At 62.9% G+C, this 18,083-nt stretch carries 15 protein-coding genes and 1 pseudogene; 9 read left to right on the forward strand and 7 right to left on the reverse strand.

The features are described 5' to 3' along the window. The first annotated feature begins 47 nt into the window (after window positions 1-47). The 5 genes from CF161_RS19305 to CF161_RS19325 all read left to right on the forward strand — a co-directional run bounded on the left by CF161_RS19305 (window position 48) and on the right by CF161_RS19325 (window position 2,928). Window positions 48-215: a rubredoxin gene (locus CF161_RS19305; RefSeq protein ID WP_020298281.1), complete on the forward strand. Its 168-nt coding sequence runs from the start codon at window positions 48-50 to the stop codon at window positions 213-215. 39 nt (window positions 216-254) lie between these two features. Then, complete coding sequence (locus CF161_RS19310) at window positions 255-1,403, forward strand: NAD(P)/FAD-dependent oxidoreductase (protein ID WP_020298282.1); 1,149 nt, start codon at window positions 255-257, stop codon at window positions 1,401-1,403. A 188-nt stretch (window positions 1,404-1,591) separates the two neighbouring features. Next, window positions 1,592-1,867, forward strand: coding sequence for an HU family DNA-binding protein (locus CF161_RS19315; RefSeq protein ID WP_003213368.1), 276 nt, complete (start codon window positions 1,592-1,594; stop codon window positions 1,865-1,867). Between the two features lie 279 nt (window positions 1,868-2,146). After that, window positions 2,147-2,572 (forward strand): hypothetical protein, encoded by a 426-nt coding sequence (locus CF161_RS19320; protein ID WP_020298283.1) that lies wholly within the window; start codon window positions 2,147-2,149, stop codon window positions 2,570-2,572. Next, entirely contained in the window at window positions 2,560-2,928 is a 369-nt protein-coding gene (locus tag CF161_RS19325) for a hypothetical protein (protein WP_020298284.1), read from the forward strand. The genes CF161_RS19320 and CF161_RS19325 overlap by 13 nt, the downstream gene beginning before the upstream one ends. 17 nt (window positions 2,929-2,945) lie before the next feature. Here the strand turns inward: CF161_RS19325 and CF161_RS19330 are convergent, their stop codons facing one another. The 5 genes and pseudogenes from CF161_RS19330 to CF161_RS19350 all read right to left on the reverse strand — a co-directional run bounded on the left by CF161_RS19330 (window position 2,946) and on the right by CF161_RS19350 (window position 11,497). Continuing rightward, window positions 2,946-3,782 (reverse strand): hypothetical protein, encoded by an 837-nt coding sequence (locus tag CF161_RS19330; protein WP_020298285.1) that lies wholly within the window; start codon window positions 3,780-3,782, stop codon window positions 2,946-2,948. A 42-nt stretch (window positions 3,783-3,824) separates the two neighbouring features. After that, window positions 3,825-4,622 (reverse strand): hypothetical protein, encoded by a 798-nt coding sequence (locus CF161_RS19335; protein WP_020298286.1) that lies wholly within the window; start codon window positions 4,620-4,622, stop codon window positions 3,825-3,827. 7 nt (window positions 4,623-4,629) lie between these two features. After that, window positions 4,630-9,091 (reverse strand): annotated as a pseudogene (locus tag CF161_RS19340) (RHS repeat-associated core domain-containing protein). A gap of 12 nt (window positions 9,092-9,103) precedes the next feature. Then, the gene (locus tag CF161_RS19345) at window positions 9,104-9,538 is read right to left on the reverse strand and encodes a DcrB-related protein (protein WP_020298289.1); all 435 of its coding nucleotides are present in this window, start codon (window positions 9,536-9,538) and stop codon (window positions 9,104-9,106) included. A 15-nt stretch (window positions 9,539-9,553) separates the two neighbouring features. Beyond that, window positions 9,554-11,497 carry a type VI secretion system Vgr family protein gene (locus CF161_RS19350; protein ID WP_020298290.1) on the reverse strand — a complete coding sequence of 648 codons (1,944 nt, stop codon included), beginning with the start codon at window positions 11,495-11,497 and terminating at the stop codon, window positions 9,554-9,556. A gap of 290 nt (window positions 11,498-11,787) precedes the next feature. On the opposite strand from CF161_RS19350, the gene CF161_RS19355 reads away from it, so the two are divergent. The 4 genes from CF161_RS19355 (at window position 11,788) to ycaC (ending at window position 15,447) form a co-directional block, all read left to right on the forward strand. Next, window positions 11,788-12,204 carry a DoxX family protein gene (locus CF161_RS19355; protein WP_020298291.1) on the forward strand — a complete coding sequence of 139 codons (417 nt, stop codon included), beginning with the start codon at window positions 11,788-11,790 and terminating at the stop codon, window positions 12,202-12,204. Next, window positions 12,197-12,838 carry an antibiotic biosynthesis monooxygenase gene (locus CF161_RS19360; RefSeq protein WP_020298292.1) on the forward strand — a complete coding sequence of 214 codons (642 nt, stop codon included), beginning with the start codon at window positions 12,197-12,199 and terminating at the stop codon, window positions 12,836-12,838. The genes CF161_RS19355 and CF161_RS19360 overlap by 8 nt, the downstream gene beginning before the upstream one ends. Window positions 12,839-12,950: 112 nt before the next feature. Beyond that, window positions 12,951-14,789 carry an amidohydrolase gene (locus tag CF161_RS19365; RefSeq protein ID WP_020298293.1) on the forward strand — a complete coding sequence of 613 codons (1,839 nt, stop codon included), beginning with the start codon at window positions 12,951-12,953 and terminating at the stop codon, window positions 14,787-14,789. Between the two features lie 40 nt (window positions 14,790-14,829). Further along, complete coding sequence (gene ycaC / locus CF161_RS19370) at window positions 14,830-15,447, forward strand: isochorismate family cysteine hydrolase YcaC (RefSeq protein ID WP_020298294.1); 618 nt, start codon at window positions 14,830-14,832, stop codon at window positions 15,445-15,447. Between the two features lie 73 nt (window positions 15,448-15,520). On the opposite strand, the gene CF161_RS19375 is transcribed toward ycaC, so the two are convergent. Further along, entirely contained in the window at window positions 15,521-16,951 is a 1,431-nt protein-coding gene (locus CF161_RS19375; protein WP_020298295.1) for a mechanosensitive ion channel family protein, read from the reverse strand. Between the two features lie 77 nt (window positions 16,952-17,028). Continuing rightward, the gene (locus tag CF161_RS19380) at window positions 17,029-18,048 is read right to left on the reverse strand and encodes an alpha/beta hydrolase (RefSeq protein WP_020298296.1); all 1,020 of its coding nucleotides are present in this window, start codon (window positions 18,046-18,048) and stop codon (window positions 17,029-17,031) included. Window positions 18,049-18,083 lie beyond the last annotated feature (35 nt).

Consider the following 18,083-nt stretch of genomic DNA (forward strand, 5'->3'; position numbering starts at 1 on the left):
ATCGACCGTCGCGCCGGCAACGCCTGAGAACCTGAGGAAATGCGTACATGAAAAAGTGGCAATGTGTGGTCTGCGGCCTGATCTACAACGAAGCCGACGGCTGGCCGGACGACGGTATCTTGCCCGGTACCCGCTGGGAAGATGTGCCGCAGGACTGGCTGTGCCCGGACTGTGGCGTGGGCAAAATGGATTTCGAGATGATCGAAATCGGTTAATGGCGATTTTTTGATCAATTGCAGAACAAGGAGAAAGGGATGAGCGCACCTGTCGTGATCGTTGGCACCGGGCTTGCGGGTTACAACCTGGCCCGGGAGTTTCGCAAACTCGACAGCGAAACACCGCTGTTGCTGATTACGGCGGATGACGGTCGCTCCTACTCCAAGCCGATGCTGTCCACCGGCTTCGGCAAAAACAAGGACGCCGACGGCCTGAGCATGGCCGAGCCGGGCGCCATGGCCGAGCAGCTCAAGGCCGAGGTGCGCACCCATACCCGCATCAGCGGCATCGACCCGGGCCACAAGCGCCTGTGGATCGGTGAGGAAGCGGTGGCGTATCGCGACCTGATCCTGGCCTGCGGCGCGCAAACCGTGCGCGTGCCGGTGGAGGGCGACGCGTCCGAGCTGATCTTCCCGATCAACGACCTGGAAGACTACGCACGCTTCCGGGCTGCCGCCGCCGGCAAGCGCCGGGTGCTGTTGCTGGGGGCCGGGCTGATCGGCTGTGAATTCGCCAATGACTTGATCCTCGGCGGCTATGAAGTCGAGTTGGTGGCGCCGTGCGAGCAAGTGATGCCGACCCTGTTGCACCCGGCTGCCGCTGCAGCGGTGCAGGCCGGGCTTGAAAGCCTGGGCGCGCGCTTCCACCTGGGGCCGGTGCTCAACCGCCTGCAGCGCAGCGAGGACGGCCTGCACGCGCACCTTTCCGACGGCCAGGTGATCGCCTGCGACCTGGTGGTCTCGGCCATCGGCCTGCGTCCGCGCACCGATCTGGCTGCGGCTGCCGGGCTGGTGGTCGGCCGCGGCATTGCTGTCGATCGGCAGCTGAAAACCTCCCACGCCAATATCTACGCCCTGGGCGACTGCGCCGAGGTCGATGGCCTCAACCTGCTGTACGTGATGCCGCTGATGAGCTGCGCCCGCGCCCTGGCCCAGACCCTGGCCGGCAACCCGACGACCGTCGGCTACGGACCGATGCCAATTACCGTGAAAACCCCGGTCTGCCCGCTGGTGGTTTCGCCGCCACCCCGCGGCCGCGAAGGGGTGTGGAGCGCTGAAGGGCAGGGCGCCGACATCAAGGTGCTGTGCCGCGATGCCAGCGGCCAGCTGCTGGGCTACGCCCTGACCGGCAGCGCGGTGATGGAGAAACTGGCCCTGAACAAAGAGCTTCCGCCGTTGCTGGCATAAATAGCGGTCGTTCTGTCGGAATAACCCCGATTTTGCCCCTACAAAGGTCGTGGGGAGACTGGCGCCACTCTCAAGTGCGTGCCATCCTCACACCCGTCTGCCGCAGAGTAGAGCCTGCGGCGCCTTGGGCGCTGTTCCGGAAGAACAGCACGGACATAACAACAAAAAACCGTCAAAGAGGCTTCACTATGCGTAAACCAGAACTCGCCGCCGCCATCGCTGAAAAAGCGGATCTGACCAAAGAGCAGGCCAACCGCGTACTCAACGCCGTTCTCGAAGAAATCACCGGTGCCCTGCATCGCAAAGACAGCGTGACCCTGGTTGGTTTTGGCACCTTCCTGCAGCGCCACCGTGGCGCCCGTACCGGCAAGAACCCGCAAACCGGCGAGCCGGTAAAAATCAAGGCCAGCAACACCGTTGCCTTCAAGCCAGGCAAGTCCCTCAAAGACAGCGTCAACCCTTAAGCACTGCACGCCCCGAAGCGGGGACAGCAGTACAAAAAATGAGCACGCCGAACCGTTCGGGTGCTCATTTTTTTATGCCTGCGTATTTGCCGATGGCGTCACTGAAAGCGTCTTGCGCATGGCTTTGGGCATGGCTAGCATGCGCACTGCTTTACTTGCGAACAAAGGCCAAGGATGACCCGCTCGACACCCTTTCCGCTCCCGATCCCCCCACAAGTACCCTCAGCTGCCATGGGCCGTGCCTGGCGGATGGTGTGCGGGTGCGTCCTCGGGTTGAGCATGAACGCGGCCTTCGCCGTGGCCGAGCCAGGGTCGGCGCTGACGCAAGTGGGCTATCGCGAAGCCCTGAAGTGGTTCAACAGCCAGAAGTACGACAGCCCGGGCATCTGGCTCTGCGGTTATTCGCTGGCACGCCCCGACTACAGCGTTGCGCCCAAGGCCCCACGGCTGCTGGTTGAGATCGACGAACACTTCCTCTACCTCAAGACCGGCGGCCAACTCGTGGAGTTGACCAGTGGCGCCCAGAGCAACAACCGGGTCGAGTACCAGAACGCCTCGGCAGACATGCGCGTGACCCTGAACATCCTCAAGCGCAACAACTTCAGCGAATACCAGGAATCCCACGACCGCCAGGTCGAGGCCCGCATTGAAATCGCCGGGCAAGTCGAAACGCTCAAGCTCAAGGGGCAATCATGCGGAACCTGAATCTGGCCATCCTCGCCCTGCTGGGCAGCCTGGGGGCGATGCCGGCCCTGGCCGATGAGGCAACTGGCGTCGCCAGCTGCTACGGCTACCTCACCGAGATGGTCAGGAGCAGCAACTACCCCTACCGCGACTTCACCACCCCGGACAAACTCAAGCTGTTGATCGACACCGACAATGGCGACGAACTGTCGCTCCAGCTGTTTTACGACACCTCCGGCAGCGGCATCATCGGCTGGGTCAAATACCAGGTGGAACAGCAGAAGCTGTGGAACATCACCATCGACCCCGAAGAGCCCGAAGCCCTCACGTTCGACAAGCAATGGGCCATCCGCTACGCGGCGTGCATTCAGAGCTAGGCCCAGCAGGCGCCTGTTCAGCCGAGCGCGGCATTCAGCTCTTTGAGGCTGTGGCTGTAATGCTTCTTCTTCGGGTGGAAGTACACCTCTTTCAAGTGCTTGCAGGTCAGCAGCGGGCTCATGCCGCCGTCTTTCAGGTCCCAGAATTCGAGTGAGTTCAACCGGCCCATGCCCGGGGCGAATGCCAGCGAGTCGAGTTCGGAAATAAACACCTCCTGCAGGGTTTCATTGTCGGCAAGGAATGCGTAATCGCGTAGTTGACTGCATTTTTCAACGTGCAGCTTCTGCAGATGCTTCAGCGCATTGATGGCGCTGATATCGAGCATTTTCGGGCTGTGCTGGATCTGAATCGACGCCAGCTTATCCAGCGTTTCAATGCCGGTGAGCCGCTCGATATTGCCGCCGCTGATGCGCAGTTCCCGCAGCGATTTGAGTGCTGAAGCAAACCCGCAATCGGTGTTCTTGACCGACACCAGCAACAGCTCCTTGAGCAACGGCAGCTCCAACGCCGGCAACTCCTGGTCGGCGCCGGTTATGTAGAGCGTTTCCAGGGTGGGCAATCGAGAGAAATCGATGCGCTCTTTCAAGAAGGGTATCGATAGCCACTTCAGCTTTTTCAATTGATACAGCGGGCTCAAATCAACCTGCGTCAGGTCAATGTCATCCGACAGGTCCAGGGATTGCACGGTGCCGTGCTGATTCAGCGAGTCCAGGTCCAGTGGCCGGCTCTTGGCCGCCTTGGCCGAGCCGATGACCCGGATGTTGGCGTAGCCATGTTTGGCAGCGTACTCGAGGCCGGCCGCAAACTGTTGGGCCGGTACTTCGAGTGCGTCCAGGTCCTGGTTGTAGTTCAAGCTCTTCAGTTCTTGACTCCTCTACGCTCCTGACCGGGCAGGTCAAGGCAACTTTCTGGCCGCTTTTACAGGCCGAGGCGCCTTCCAGGAAATAAGAATTCCGGCGTTGCCGCAGGCCTGGTTAATTGGCTCCAGGTATTGTTCTTCGACTTCCCACGCCCAGATACCGTGTTCCAGCGCCTCAAGCGAGCCGTGTTCCTTCGTGCTCAGGATCCACTCTTTAAGGGGCATGTTTTCGATCAAGATATTGAGGTGCTCGTCGTTGATCAGGTTATAGGGGTAAACCATTCTCAGCCGGCTGCCTGTGTAACGCTCCTGGCCTTCGTACAGACCGGGAAGTTCCTCGCCCCAGGTCATGGGGTTCTCGTAGGGATACACGCTGACCATGTTATCCCCCGTGGCGTAATAGAAAGCCTGCGATGTTTTTTCACAGGCGTAGACGATTCCATAGGGATATTTGACTTGGGCAGTGAGCTGTTCAATGAACGGCAATGCCTCTTTATAAGCGAGTGAGTCGCCAGGAAACTGCGCATCCAAATGGCAGAAACTGGAAAAGTCATGGGTCGAATAACCAAAAGAGCTCAGCCACGGAGAATGGCCTCTCTTTTGCGAGTAGATCCTGAATGCCGTCGCTTCCCCGGATAACAGCTTGCCTTTCAATTCGGCAAAGGGGATTTCCACAATGTCGTGGTCGCCAGGGTGGTCACCGTCACTCAAGTACTTGTAATAACCCGCACCGGTAATCGGGATAGTGAGGGATTTGAAAAAAGATTCACCCAGTTCATAGGCATGAAGAGGGCTTAGTTCATCAGTGTTGTAGATCGCCAGGCCGATACTCATAAATCACCTAAATACCTGAAATTAGATTGTCGAGCATGGACTTCATGCTCGGTGCGTCGTAAGGATGATCGATTACCAATATTTTTCCGCGCTCATTGGCGGGCAGGTTTTTCATGGCTGCCGCGTTACGTGAGGTCAGGGTTGGCAACTTGCTGCCCATATCGGTTTTAGAGGCCAATTCGATTGAGTGCACCTTTCCGTTCTTATCGATCGCCATGACATCAGGACGTCGTGCGGATGTGCCTTTGCCCTTGGCGAGGCTGTAGGTGCGGTTCAAATAAATGGCTTTGAATTTTCCGCTCATGGCCAGTTTGTTCGCGATGGCCTCGGAGAACTGATTATGTCCGGGAGTCTTGTCTACCTGCCCGGTGCCATGAATTTTCGTACCGTTGACCGAGCGCTCTGGGCATTTTGCCAGGCCCAGAGGGTCGAGCCAGGTTAATGGATTGGGTGCATAGGCATAGAAGTTCAGACCGCCGGCCAACCCTATTGGGTCTGGCGTCGTGAAGCGTCCGATGTCCGGATCGTAGAAGCGCAGGGTGTTGTAGTGCAGACCCGTCTCGCGGTCCAGGTACTGCCCTTGAAAGCGCAGATTCTGTTCTTCGATGTAATACGCTTCGCGGCTTTCCGCAGAGGTGTTGCCCCAAATTCGATATTGGGCCTGCCACACCGGGTGGCCATCGGTCTCTGTGAGCTGTTCGGGCAGCCCATTCACATTGTTGTGGTAGTAGCGGACTTTCTGCAGGTCGCCGCTGCCATCTATGCGGGCCAAGGGCTCATAGCCGTCGTCGCTGTAGAGATAGAGGCTGGTCCGAGTGTGTCGCTGCTCTTGCAGCAGCCTCATGCCGTCCCAGTGGAAACGGACTTCGCCAAGAGGAAAACCGTGAGTATCGTGCTGTGTTTTCTCGATTCGCCTGCCGAGCGGATCGTAGGTCATGCGCACGACATCTTCGCCGTGCGGGCCCTGGTTCCGGACCTCGATCAGCCGATGTTCGGCATCGTAGGCAAAGCGCTGTCGCCCTCGATGGCTGCTGATTTTTTCGATCATGCGGCCGAAGGCATCGTAGCGGTAGCGCTTGTCCTGATAGGTCAGGAGTTTGTTGTGCACCACCAGCCCTGCGGATTGCGCGGGGCCATCAAGCAAGTTGGCGGCGGCATCGTAGGCAAAGGTTTCGTTTTGCCTATGGGAGCTGTCCTGGCTGGCGATAATCCTGCCGGTGGCATCGTAGTGCAGCAATTGTCGATGTTGGCCGCTGGCATCACGTTCCATGCGACCGATGAGTTTGTCGCTGGGGTCGAAGTCGAACTGCTTCTGTGCTGAAGCTGGCAGTGCCCCAGGTTGATGATTCGGGCGAGTGATGCGCGAGCGCAGCCGGCCGTTTCGGTCATATTCGCTGCGAGTGCTGATTTGCCCTTGGGTGCGCAGCACCTCGCGATGCAGACGATCGCGTTCGAAGTCACTGATGACCTGTCCGTCGAGGTTGATCTGGTGCAAATGGCCGCTGCCGTAGTAAAGCCGATTGATCCAACGACCGTCCGGTAGCTGCGTCTGAATCAGATTGCCCAGTTCGTCATAGTGGTGCTGCAGGCTACCGGCCTGGCTGTCCTCGGCCAGCAACTGGCCCAGGGCATCGTAGGCAAAGCCGAGAGTCTGCTGGTTTCCGCCGTTATCGGTGAATTGCACCTGAGTCAGTTGGTGCAGCGGGTCATAACTGTATTGGGTCCGTCCGTCGTCCGTCACCTTGGCCAGCAGCCGGCCGAGGGCATCGCGCTCCAGCTGGTGGACAATGGGTTTGACCGGGGGCTCTAGCCCCCCTTCATGGTTTCCGGCGGGCGCAGGGGTCAGCTCGACCTGGGTGACAGCGTTGAGCGGATTGTATGAATAGTGGCGGGCGCTGCCGTCCAGGTCTTGTTGTTCGGTGAGCCGGTCGCCGGCATCCCAGCTAAAGCGATACCGTTCGCCGTTTTCATTGGTGAGTGCCTGGAGGCGACCGTAGTTGTCGTACGCGAATTGCACCTGCCGGCCGTGGGCGTCGACGCGCTGACGCACATGGCCACGTTGGTCGTATTGGTACCCGGTCGTATGCCCGGCGGGGTCCAGATAGCGTGTCAGCAGGCCGATGGAATCACGCTGGAACTGCTCCACCCGGCCATCGGGCAGTTGGCTCTGAAGAATTCGGCCCCGAGCATCGTGTTGGTATTCCACCCGTTCACCGAGGGCATCGGTGATGACGTGCATATGACCTCGCCGATCGTAGGTGAACGACGTTGGGTAGCCTGAGCAATCGATATGTTTGATTACCTGCCCCTGGTCGTTCCATTGCAGGGTTTTGCGTTTGCCGATCGCATCAATGATTTCCACCACCTGCCCATGGGCGTCATGTCGGTAGCGCGTGACATGCCCCAATGGATCGGTCTGCTGGATGCAGTTACCGCGCGGATCGTAGCGGTAGCTCCAACTGTTGCCCGCCGCGTCGGTTTCCACCAGCGGTAGCGACCAGTGCTCAAGCCAGAGCGTCGAGTCCCGGTGGCCGAGGGGGTCGACCGTCTCACTCAGGTTTCCAGCTTCGTCATAGCTGTACTGATACTGCCCACCCAGTGGGTCGGTGGCGCCGAGCAACTGGCGCTCTTCGTTCCATTGAAAGTGCCAGGTCTGCCCCAGGTTGTCGGTGTACTCGATAATTTGATGTTGCGGGTTCCATCTGCGCAGGCTGACGCGTTGTAAACCGTCGGCGATGCGCGTGATGCCTGCCTGCAGGTCGTAGTCGAACAGGTACTGCTCACCATCGTCGGTCCAATGCTTGACCACCCGCCATTCGACGTCATCCACACAGGCCCACTGATAAAAGCAACGCAGTCCGGTAGGCAACTGGTGTTCCACCATCCGCTGCCCTTGGTCATAGGCAAAGCGTCGCAGCACCTGGCCCTGCGGGTCGAGTACTGCGCACAGGTTGCCCTGGGCGTCGTAGTGATAAGCCGCGAGTACTTCCCGTTGCTGATCGGGGTACAGGCGCTCGATGGTTTCAACTCGATTTGCCCATTGCTCGCTGTAGGCCAGTTCGACCTGTATCAGGTCGAAGGTGTCGCGTATGCGCACAAGGCGCCCGGTACCGTCATAGTCGAAATAAAGGCGGTTTTCATTGCGGTCGCCGAGCTGGCTCAGGTGCAGGTAGTCGGGGTTGAGCAGGCTGGGCTCGAGCAGGCGATAAAGGCCATCGTCACTTTCAATCAGCAGTTGTCCATTGCCATGGCGGCGCACGCACAGCCCTTCGCCCGGGCTGAAAACCGCGCCGCCCAGAGGAATCGAACCCAAGTCGATGCGGCGGGCCTGCTCATCGGTATAGATCAACCGTTCGCCACCCTCGGCGTGCCCTTCGATCTGCACGCTCACCTCATAAGGTACGCTCCAGCCCGTGCCGAACAGTCCATCACAACGCTGGTCCCGGCTGTTGTAGACACGCTGCCAATCGATGGAAATCAGCCCCGGCAGGGCAAAATCCAGGTCGTCATCGCCCCCCAGCACCTTGGCCCCAGTCGCCGCATGCACCGGGTTCGGCGAACCCACCACCGCATTGGCCAGCGCCCCCATGGCCTGGCTGACCACAAACGAATTGACCCCCGCCAGCAACATGCACGGCAGGTTGGACTTGAACGCGCCTTTGCCGCCCTTGAGCATCATCAGCGCGGTGACGGCCAGGCCTACGCCTGGGGTCTTGCCGCTGCGGATTTCGCGCACCACCACCGAGCCGCCGCCGATGGTGACGTTGGACGAGACCATGCCGGAGGCGACGACTTTGGCGTCGCAGGTACTGCGGTCGCCGCTGCGCACGGCGGGCTGGCCGTTGATGGTGACTTTTTCCGAGCCTTCGGCGAGAAACTGCGGCGGCATCGGTGGATGCTTCATGCAGGTCACCAGGTCCAGCGGCTTGGGTTCTGCGCCGGGGGCGGGGGTGGCGACGGTGGGGCGCCACATCTGCGAGAAGAAGCCTTTGGCCATGTCCAGGAAACCGGGCTCTTCGGCCGCAGCCTGCGCCGATTCTGGCGACTCCGGCGCGGGCGGTTCTGCGCTTTCCGGCGTGCCCGACGGGGCGACGTGGGAGGGCACGGTGCCCGCAGCGCGGGCGGCCGGAATGTTGTTGGTCAGGGTGTCCGCTGAGGATGGTGGCCTGCACGGAGGGGGGGAACAGCGCATTGCCCATCCAGTCGCACATTTTCGTCAGGCCTTTGTCGGCCCCGGTCTTGCTCATGGCCAGCCCGACGATCACCCCCACCACTGCGCCCAGCAGGCAGGCGCCGAGCCCGCCGGTGGCCACGGTGATGCCAGTCGCGGCCACCACGGCGGCGGTGGCCAGGGCGGTAATCGCGACGTTGGCCGCCACCTCCAGCACGCCGCTGAGGATGTCCGCCATCATCGAGCTGTGTTCGAGCCCGTCACCCAGGCGGGCGGCCCACAAAAGTGCGTCAGACATGCAGGGCGCTCGTCACTGAGGTCCGTCGAAATTCAGGGAGCCCTTGATGCTGGCCCAGTGTGCGGCATCGGTATCGTCCAGGGGCTGGGCCTTGACGTAACTGAGGGCGAGCATCTTGCGCGTGCCCGGCAGGACCAGGGCCAGCTGGTACTGGAACACCCGCTCATTGCCCTTGTTGAACTGGCTGCGCAGCTCAAGGGCATCGACCTCTTGCGCCGTACCGACACGCACCGCCACCCCGGGCTGGTAACGCAGTTCCTGGACCTGTTGTTCGAGTTTCTTCAGCTGGCTGTCGAAGCTGCCTTGCAGGGTTTCACCCTCGGCCAGCAGGCTGCGACTGACGATCAGCGAGGTGCCCAGCTCCGGGAACTTGAGGATATTGATCGACGCGTCCAGCAGCTCGCTGGGCGGCAGGGCGAATTGGAATTCGTTGAGGCGATAGGACATGGCGCTGGGCTCTGGTTAGGGGTTGCCCTTGGGCTTGGGAAACATGGCGTTGACGCTGGCATCGATGCTGCCCTTGATGCCCTGGCCTTCCGGGCTCGCGCCGGCGCTGCCGCCGTTGTTCAGGTGCAGCACGCCGCCGGTGTTGAATTCGGCATCGCCCGAGGCATAGAAGCTGATCTGTTTGCCGGTGAGGTTGATCTGGCCGCTGGCGTTCAATTCCAGCACGCTCTCGCCGCAGACCAGGCGCAGGTTCTCGCCGACCTCGATGATATAGCTCTGGCTGATGCTGTCGGTCTTTTTGCCGCCGACCACCAGGATGTCCAGTTCCCCCACCGCGCGCAGGCGGGTCGAGCCGATGGTGACGGTTTCGTCACGGCCCACGCTCTTGTTCCGGTCATGCCCCACCGAATGGCTTTCATCGACCTCGACCACGATGTCCTGGTTGCGCTCGGCGTGGATGTACAGCTGCTCCAGGCCCTTTTTGTCTTCCATGCGGATTTCGTTGAAGTTGGCCGGGGAGCCGCCTTTGCTGGAGCGGCTTTTCATGCCGCTCTGGGTGGCGTTGGCGGGCAGGTCGTAGGGCACGCTCTGCTCGGCGTTGTACACGCGGCCGGTGATGATCGGGCGGTCGGGGTCGCCTTCGAGGAAGCTGACGATGACTTCCTGGCCGATCCGCGGGATCTGCATCGAGCCCCAGTTCTTGCCGGCCCAGGCCTGGGAGACACGGATCCAGCAGGAGCTGTTTTCGTTGGACTGGTCGTGGCGGTCCCAGTAGAAGTGCACCTTGACCCGGCCGAACTGGTCGGTCCAGATTTCCTCGCCGCTGGGGCCGACCACGATGGCGGTCTGCGGGCCTTTGACGACGGGCTGGTGGGTGTCGGCCAGGGGCCGGAAGCTTTGCTGGGCGTCGATGCAGGTCAGGCCGCTTTCGAACTGCGCGCCGCCACCGCCGCCGCCTGACTCCAGGCTTTCCTGGACGATGGAGTAGCGCGCGCCGACGATCAGGTATTCACGGTTCTGGTCCTGGCGGCTGAAGCCGCTGAGGCTGAACAGGTGGCCGGCGCCGAGGCCGCGGGCGTTGCCGCTGAGTTCGACCCGTTCGTGCAGGCTTTGCAGGGCCTCGATGCGGGTGCGCGCGTAGTGTTCGCCGTCCTGGCTCTGGACGTAGGTCCCGGGGTAGTCGTACAGCGGGTAGTCGCCAGCGGTGTGCGGGCGCGGCATGGCCGAGCGCACGTCGATCCGCGCGCTGGGGCGCTGGAAGTCGTAGTCGTTGAGTTCCAGGGAGCCGGGCTGGACTTCCTGCGCCAGGTGCCAGTCGAAGATGTGGTCGCGCTCGCGCTGCTGCTCGTCGCGCGGGTAGTAGGGCACCGAGTCGTAGCCGGGCACGGTGCTGTGGGCGCCGTAGGCATCGGCCAGGACCAGCACGTGGCGGTCTTTTTCATGGCGGAAGAAGTAGTAGATGCCTTCCTGTTCCATCAGCCGGCTGACGAAGTCGAAGCTGTTTTCCCGGTACTGGACGCAGTATTCCCACTCGCGATAAGGCTGGCTGAGGGCGTCTTCGAAGTCGGAGAAACCCAGGTCGCGAAACACCTGCTTGATGATCTGCGGGATGCTCAGGTTCTGGAAAATCCGGCAGTCGGAGGTACGGCTGAGCAGCCACAGCCAGGGACGCAGGGTCACCTGGTAGCTGGCGAACTGGCCCAGGTCGACATTCTGGCTGCAGCGGGAAACGATGCCGTGGAAGTGCCGCTCGCCACCGTCGCTCAGTTGCAGGCTCAGGCTCATGGGCTTGCCCAGGAGCTGGTTGAGGTCGATGGCGGCGTCGTTCGAGGTCAGTTGCAGCTCGTAGTCGAACAGCCGCCCCAGCTCCTCGCCGCCGCCCATGTTTTTCAGCAGCAGAACATCCGGCCCCAAGGGGCTGCTGATCTGTGCCAGCCGTGTGGATTGCGTGAATAACATGGCTTATCTCGTTAGAGGCAATTGATCTGTAGCCGCTCCCGCTAGGCTCGGGCCGCGTTCGGACGCTGTCCCTCAAGGCCGCCTCATCTCACCTGACTGCTCACGATGCCTGTCCCGGCCAGCGCAGCCTCGCGGGCTCGGCAGCGGCTACGGAGGGCGAGGCCATCCCGCAGGACTCGGTTCTGGGAAAGAGAGCACGTACATGCAATTTTTCTGCGGCAATGGGTCGCACACTGGGTGCTCGATCAAACAACTCAGCCCGGGGAGGGGTATCCAATGGTGTTCGAGCAATGACGGGCTCAACCGGCGAGGCGCGGGCCCAGGACGTTGGCCTGTTGTTCCTGCGGGTCAGTGCCGCGCTGTTTCTGCTGTGGGTCCACGGCGTGCCCAAGTGGCTGCACTACAGCGCCGAACTGTCGCGCATCGAGGACCCGTTCCACCTCGGCGCGCACCTGACCCTGTCCCTGGCGATTTTCGCCGAGGTGCTGTGCCCGCTGTTGATCGTCGCCGGTGTCCTGGTGCGCCTGGCCTGCCTACCGGTGTTGCTGCTGTTGGCGGTGGCGCTGCTGCTGGTGCACCCGGACTGGAGCCTGGAGCAGGGCCAGTTCGCCTGGCTGCTGCTGATCCTGTTTACCAGCGTGCTGATCGCCGGCCCCGGGCGCCTGGCGCTCAATTCACGTTTCAGTGGAGTACTGCGCCATGTCTGAACGGATTGCCGAACCCGCCATGCCCCAGCCGCGGCCGGGCCTGGATGAAGTCGTGACCCTGGTGGTCAAGCACCGGATCAAGGCCGGCCACGAGGCGGACTACGAAGCCTGGCTGCGCGGCATTGTGCGGGTGGCCGGGCAATGGCCGGGGCATTTGGGGGTGGATGTGGTGCGCGGCCGGCTGGGCGGGCTGGCGCACTTCACGTGCGTGCTGCGCTTTTGCTCGACCGACGCCATGCAGCGCTGGCTCGACTCCCCGCAACGCCTGGCACTGATCAACCAGGCCGCGCCGATGCTGGCCGATGGCGACCAGACCGAGGTCGCCGCAGTCAATGAATTCTGGTTCGCCCCCCTGGCCGATGCGGCCACACCGCCGCCGCGCTGGAAACAGGCGGTGGTGACCCTGTGCGTGATCCTGCCGCTGACCCTGCTGATCCCGCTGCTCTGGGGCCCGGTGCTGCGCCTGCATCCCTGGCTTTCCAACTACCTGGTCAGCACCTTTGTGGTGACCCTGACTATCGTGTTGCTGGTGGTCTACCTGCTGATGCCGGCCGCCACCCGGCTGTTCGCGCCCTGGCTGCAGGCCTCCAGCGCCCATGAACACCTGGAGCCCGAGCATGGCCAGCAAGGATGACCCGAGCGATCCACGGCGCCGCCAGCTACTGGCGGCCGGCTCGTTGCTCAGCGCCGCGGCGGCTTTCTGGCCACGGCTGTCTTTTGCCTCATCACCTTTACAAGGAAACCCGATGAACGCCGATCTGATTCTGTTCAATGGCCAATTCCATACCGTGGACCGCGAAAATCCCCGGGCCAGTGCCGTCGCCATCAGCCAGGGGCGCTTTGTTGCCGTGGGCACCGATGCCCAGGCCATGGCCCTGCGCGGCAGTGGCACCCAGGTCATCGACCTCAAGGGGCGCACGGTGATCCCCGGGCTCAACGACTCGCACCTGCACCTGATTCGCGGCGGCCTCAACTACAACCTGGAGCTGCGCTGGGAAGGCGTGCCATCCCTGGCCGATGCCTTGCGCATGCTCAAGGACCAGGCCGACCGCACGCCGACCCCGCAGTGGGTGCGGGTGGTGGGCGGCTGGAACGAATTCCAGTTCGCCGAAAAGCGCATGCCGACCCTGGAGGAGTTGAACCAGGCCGCCCCCGACACCCCGGTGTTCGTCCTGCACCTGTATGACCGCGCCTTGCTCAACCGCGCCGCCCTGCGTGTCGCGGGCTACACCAAAGACACGCCCAACCCGCTCGGCGGCGAGATCGTGCGCGACAGCAACGGCAATCCCACCGGCATGCTGGTGGCGCGGCCCAACGCGATGATCCTGTATTCGACCCTGGCCAAGGGGCCCAAGCTGCCCCTGGAGTACCAGGTCAACTCGACCCGGCAATTCATGCGCGAGCTCAACCGCCTGGGCCTGACCAGCGCCATCGACGCCGGTGGCGGTTTCCAGAATTACCCCGACGACTACGCGGTGATCGAGCAGTTGGCCAAGGACCAGCAACTGACGGTGCGCATCGCCTACAACCTGTTCACCCAGAAGCCCAAGGAAGAACTCAGCGACTTCAAGAACTGGACCGGCAGCGTCACCCTGCACCAGGGCGACGATTACCTGCGGCACAACGGCGCCGGCGAGATGCTGGTGTTCTCGGCGGCGGATTTCGAAGACTTCCTCGAACCCCGTCCCGACCTGCCGCTGACCATGGAGCAGGAGCTGGAGCCGGTGGTGCGCCACCTGGTGGAGCAGCGCTGGCCGTTCCGCCTGCACGCCACCTATGACGAATCGATCTCGCGCATGCTCGACGTGTTCGAGAAGGTCAACCGCGACATCCCGTTCAACGGCCTGCCCTGGTTTTTCGACCATGCCGAGACCATCACCCCGAAAAACATCGAGCGCGTGCGGGCCCTGGGCGGCGGCATCGCGATCCAGGACCGCATGGCGTTCCAGGGCGAATACTTCGTCGAGCGCTACGGGGCCAAGGCCGCCGAGGCCACGCCGCCGATCAAGCGCATGCTGGCCGAAGGCGTGCCGGTGGGCGCGGGCACCGACGCCACCCGGGTCTCCAGCTACAACCCCTGGACCTCGCTGTACTGGATGGTCAGCGGGCGCACCGTCGGCGGCCTGGAGCTGCACGCCGAGGGCCTGCCACGCCTGACCGCCCTGGAACTGTTCACCCACGGCAGCGCCTGGTTCTCCTCGGAGCAGGGCAAGAAAGGCCAGATCAAGGTCGGCCAGCTGGCGGACATGGCGGCGCTGTCGGCGGACTTTTTCAGCGTCGACGAAGAGGCCATCAAGTGGATCGAGTCGGTGCTGACCGTGGTCGGCGGCAAGGTGGTGTACGGCGCCGGTGACTTCGAGGACCTGGCGCCGACCCGCGTGCCGGTGCTGCCGGACTGGTCGCCGGTGGTCAAGGTTCCGGGCCACTGGCGTCCGACCTCGCCGTTGCAGGCCCAGGTGCACCAGTGCAGCGGCCCGTGCGGCGTGCATGCCCACAGCCATGAGCGGGCGCGCCTGTCCAATGTGCCGGTCAGCGACTTCCAGGGTTTCTGGGGCGCGTTCGGCTGCTCGTGCTTTGCCTTTTGAACCCGATTTTCCCGAACCCAAGCCCCCCAAGGAGTGACCCATGACTTACAAACGCTTGAACAAAGATGACGCCGTGGTGCTGTTGGTCGATCACCAGACCGGCCTGATCTCGCTGGTGCAGGATTTCTCGCCCAACGAATTCAAGAACAACGTGCTGGCCCTGGCGGACCTGGCCAAGTTCTTCAAGCTGCCGACCATCCTCACCACCAGCTTCGAGCAGGGCCCCAACGGCCCGATCGTGCCCGAGCTCAAGGAGATGTTCCCGGACGCGCCGTACATTCCGCGCCCAGGCCAGATCAATGCCTGGGACAACGAAGACTTCGTCAAGGCGATCAAGGCCACCGGGCGCAAGCAACTGATCATCGCCGGGGTGGTGACGGACGTCTGCGTGGCGTTCCCGACCCTGTCGGCGCTGGCGGAAGGTTTTGATGTGTTCGTGGTGACCGATGCGTCCGGCACCTTCAACGAAACCGTGCAGCAGGCGTCCTGGGCGCGCATGACCGCGGCCGGCGCGCAGATGATGAACTGGTTCTCGGTGGCCTGCGAACTGCACCGCGACTGGCGCAACGACATCGAAGGCCTGGGCAACCTGCTGTCCCAGCGCATTCCCAACTACCGCAACCTGATGAACAGCTACACCGCGCTGACCACCAAGTAAGCGTCGGCCCCCAACCGCTTGCCCACCCCAGGCAAGCGGTTTTTTTGTGCCCGCTGTAGCCGCTGCCCCATCCTCAACCGCGTTTCTGCAACCAGCCGAGGAAGCCGCTTTTGCGGGTGTCGATGGGTTTGCCCAGCAGCACCGAGCGGCTGCTTTGCTGGCGTACGGCCTGGAGTTTGTTCAGGGCGCTGTTCACTTCTTTGCGCTGGGCCATGCAATCGCGGGTCAGGGTTTTGTCCAGGCGGTAGACGATGCAGGAGGTCAGCGCGGTGAAGCGGGCCTGGGACGGGGTGTCGGCGAGGATGCTCTGTTCGCCCATGACTTCGCTGGGGCCCATGCGTCCGGCTTCGACCTGGCGGTTGCCCTCGGTCACGGTGGCACTGACCACACCGGTGGCGATCACCAGCAGGGCCTCGGGCACTTCGTCCAGTTCCAGGATCACTTCGCCGGCGGCGTACTGCCGGGGCGTCATGGCCTGGGCCATCAGGTCCCGTTCATGACCATCCAGGGAACGAAAGACCTTCACCTCATCCAGCAAGACCCTGGCCCTGGAACTGGGCTCGGCGAAACCTTCGGGCTGGCGCGAAATGCCGGCGGCCTCCAGGTGCCGGTGCGCCAGGTCGAACAACTGATTGCGCACCTGACCCTTCTGCCCGAGTTCGGCGATAAACCCGCTGGCGACATACTCCGACAGGCTTTCGCCGGCCTCCTTCAGCAGCACCTTGGGCGGCGGATCGAGCAGCAGGCTGTTGCTGCCCTGCAAGGCTCGCTCCAGGGCGTCCAGCACCCGCCGTGGACGAATGTGATTGGGCACCTTGATGCTGATCGACACCCCGTGCCGGTTGCTCGGCCGGCTGAGGTTGACCAGCTTGGCCTTGGCCGCCACCGAATTGGGAATCACCGCCGTGGTGCCGACGCTGGTCAGCAGGTGGGTGGCGCGCCAGTCGATGTCCAGCACCTTGCCTTCGACGCCGTCGATCATGATCCAGTCATCCACCTGATACGGCTTGGTGGTGTTGAGCACGATGCCGCTGAACACATCGCTCAAGGTGCTTTGCAGGGCCAGGCCGACAATGATCGCCATGGCCCCGGACGTCGCCAGCAAGCCCTTGACCGGCAGCTCCAGGACATACCCGGCCGCCGCGACAATCGCCACCAGGAACACCAGGGCGCCAATCACGTCCTGCAACAGGCGGCCGCTATGGCCGATACGGCGGATCAGCACCAGGCCGATCAGCTCGGTCAGCACCCGCGCGGCGTACAGCCACCAGATGATTGCCAGCGCCGTGGCGCCCAGTTGCAGCACGTTGTTGTCGGGCCAGCCTTGTGCCTGCAACGGGCTGACGCCGGCATTGATGATCAGCGCGCTGTACCCCAGAAACAGCGCCAGGCGCAGGGCAACCCGTGGCAGGCGTTGCGCGAAGGGCGCGAGGTGCCACAACAGCGCGTCCACCAGCAGCAGGCAGGCACTCCAGAGCAACAGGTGATGAGCGAGAAAGGTCATGGCGGCACCGCACGAAAGGAGGGCAAAAAGGCGCCGGGCAGGCGACCGCGAAGTCGACGGCCCGGCTCGGGCGTGGCTCAGTTGAGGTGGGCCTTGAGTTCGGCGGCGGCCTGGCGGACCGCGGCCTGGACTTCGGGAATGCTGCTCAGCGGGTTGAGCAGGCCGAAGTCGTGGATCATGCCGTTGTAGCGCACCGCCGTGACCGCGACCCCGGCACTGTCCAGCTTGCGTGCATAGGCTTCGCCTTCATCGCGCAGCACGTCGAACTCGGCGGTCTGCACCAGGGCCGGCGGCAGGCCGCGCAGCTGTTCGATGCTGGCCTGCAGCGGCGAGGCGTGGATCTCGGCGCGTTGCTGCGGGTTGCTGGTGTAGCTGTCCCAGAACCCGTTCATCATGCCCCTGGTCAGGAAGTGGCCTTCGGCAAATTGCTGGTACGACGGGCTGTCGAAGCGGGCGTTGGTCACCGGCCACAGCAGCAGTTGGAAGCGCAGGGCCGGGGTCTTCTGCTCCTTGGCCATCAGCGCCACCACCGCCGCCATATTGCCGCCGACGCTGTTGCCGGCCACCGCCAGGCGGCGGCTGTCGACGCCGATTTCCCGGCCGTGCTCGGCGACCCAGCGGGTGGCGGCGTAGGCCTGGTTGATCGCCGTCGGGTATTGGGCTTCAGGCGATCGGCTGTAGTCGACGTAGACCGCCACCGCGCCGGAGCCCAGCACCAGGTCGTGGATCAGCCGTTCGTGGGTCGGGTAATCCCCCAGCACCCAGCCGCCACCGTGGAAGAACATAAACACTGGCAGCTCACCCCGCACCTTGGCCGGGCGCACGATTTTCAGCTGCACCGGCTGCCCGGCCACCTGAATGCTGCGTGAACTGACCTCGACCCCGGACAGCTCGACCTTGACCGAAGCCTGGGCCCCACTGAGCACTGCGCGGGCGTCCTTGGGGCTCAGTTGCTCCAGCGGCTTGCCACCCCCGGCGGCCAGGGTGTCGAGGAAGGCCTGGGTCTGGTGCTCCACCCCCGGGCTGCCGGCGGCGAAGGCGTTGTTTACGGACAGGGCGAGGAGGCTGGTGGCCAGGACTTTTTGCAGAGTGTTCATGGGGGGCAATCCTTTCGATCAATTGAGTTTTTAGT

The sequence above is a fragment of the Pseudomonas sp. CF161 genome, from assembly GCF_000416215.1.
GTDB lineage: Bacteria > Pseudomonadota > Gammaproteobacteria > Pseudomonadales > Pseudomonadaceae > Aquipseudomonas.